This is a genomic window from Agrobacterium salinitolerans (assembly GCF_002008225.1).
In the GTDB taxonomy this organism is placed as follows: Bacteria; Pseudomonadota; Alphaproteobacteria; order Rhizobiales; family Rhizobiaceae; genus Agrobacterium; species Agrobacterium salinitolerans.
In genome coordinates this window covers 1-1,433 of record NZ_MRDH01000029.1, presented here as the reverse complement: position 1 = coordinate 1,433, position 1,433 = coordinate 1, and the positions used below count along the sequence as shown (strand labels likewise).

Sequence of the window (1,433 nt, the reverse complement as noted above, 5' to 3'; positions counted from 1 at the left end):
TTCAACGGCCTGGTTACCGAGTTGCATGAGGGTCCGCCTATCACTCGGGGCCTTCGCTCCTATGCCATGACCATCCGCCCGCAGATGTGGCTTCTGTCGCGTCGTTCCGATTGCCGTATCTGGATGGACAAGACGGCGGTCGAGATCGTTGAGACACTGTTTTCCGAACATGGCATTCCCGCCCCCGATACGTCAGGCATCATCTCGCCGCCGCCTGCACAGCACTACAGTGTTCAGTGGAATGAGACCGATCTCGATTATCTCACCCGCCGTTTCGAAGAGGACGGCCTGTTCTACTGGTTTAGCCACGAGGACGGTTCCCACAAGCTGCATGTGGCCGACAGCGCCAGCGGCTGGCTCGGGCCATCACCGGCCGCGCAGGGGGAGGGGACGGTGCGGCTGGCGCAGGGGTCGTCGGATCGCAACCACATCAACGATTGGGCGCGGCGTTTTTCCTATGTCTCGGGCCAGCGTGCGGGTGCGGACTGGAATTTCGAGACGCCGGGCATGGTGCCGGGCACGATGACGCCATCGCTGGTGCAAATGCCGGATGCGACGAAGCGCGAGCTCTACGAATATCCGGCCCGCATCAGGACGGTGGAAGAGGCCGAGCGCGCGCAAAAACTGCGCACCCAGGCCATTGAGGCCGATCATGACCGGGTGTTCGGTTCATCGACCTCGCGCATTCTCGAAGCCGGTCGCCGCTTCACGCCTTACGAGGTTGCCCATCCAGAGCATGCTTACGAAGAACATGTGATCATCAGGGCAAGCCACAGCATTGTCGATCTCTCCTATGAGACAAACAGCAACGAGCCGGAATATCGCAACCACTTCGAGGCAATTCCGGCGCGCGTTCCCTTGACGCCGCACCGGTCAACAAAACGGCCGCGCATCGAAGGCACGCAGGTGGCGATCGTCGCTGGCCCCGAAGGTGAGGAAATCCACCCGGATCAATATGGCCGCATCAAGCTGTGGTTCCCTTGGGATCGCAAGGCGAAGAAGGATGGCACGGATACGTGCTGGGTGCGTGTCAGCCAGGCATGGGGCGGTGGTACATGGGGTGCGCAGGTCATTCCGCGCATCGGCATGGAGGTGATGGTCGCCTTTGTCGATGGTGACCCGGATAAGCCGCTGGTCATCGGCGTGGTCAACAATCCGGCCAATTCCGTGCCTTACGACCTGCCCGCCAACAAGACACGTATGGTGCTGCGCTCCAACAGTCACAAGGGCGACGGTTTCAACGAAATCACCTTCGAGGATGAGGCCGGCAAGGAGAACCAGTTCTTCCACGCCCAGAAGGACCAGACGACGCGGGTTCTGAATGACCGGACCAAGCGCGTCGACCGGCATGAGGTCGCCTCGGTCGGCGGCAACCGCGCGGTGGAAGTTTCCGGCAACCAGAAACACGAGATCGGCGGCTCGGTAAACACCGT

At 61.3% G+C, this 1,433-nt stretch carries 1 protein-coding gene; it reads left to right on the top strand.

Annotated features, from left to right (window positions below; translation table 11 throughout):
* The coding region (gene tssI, locus BS627_RS19790; protein ID WP_245307200.1) for a type VI secretion system tip protein TssI/VgrG at window positions 1–1,433 on the top strand (1,433 nt) is incomplete at both ends.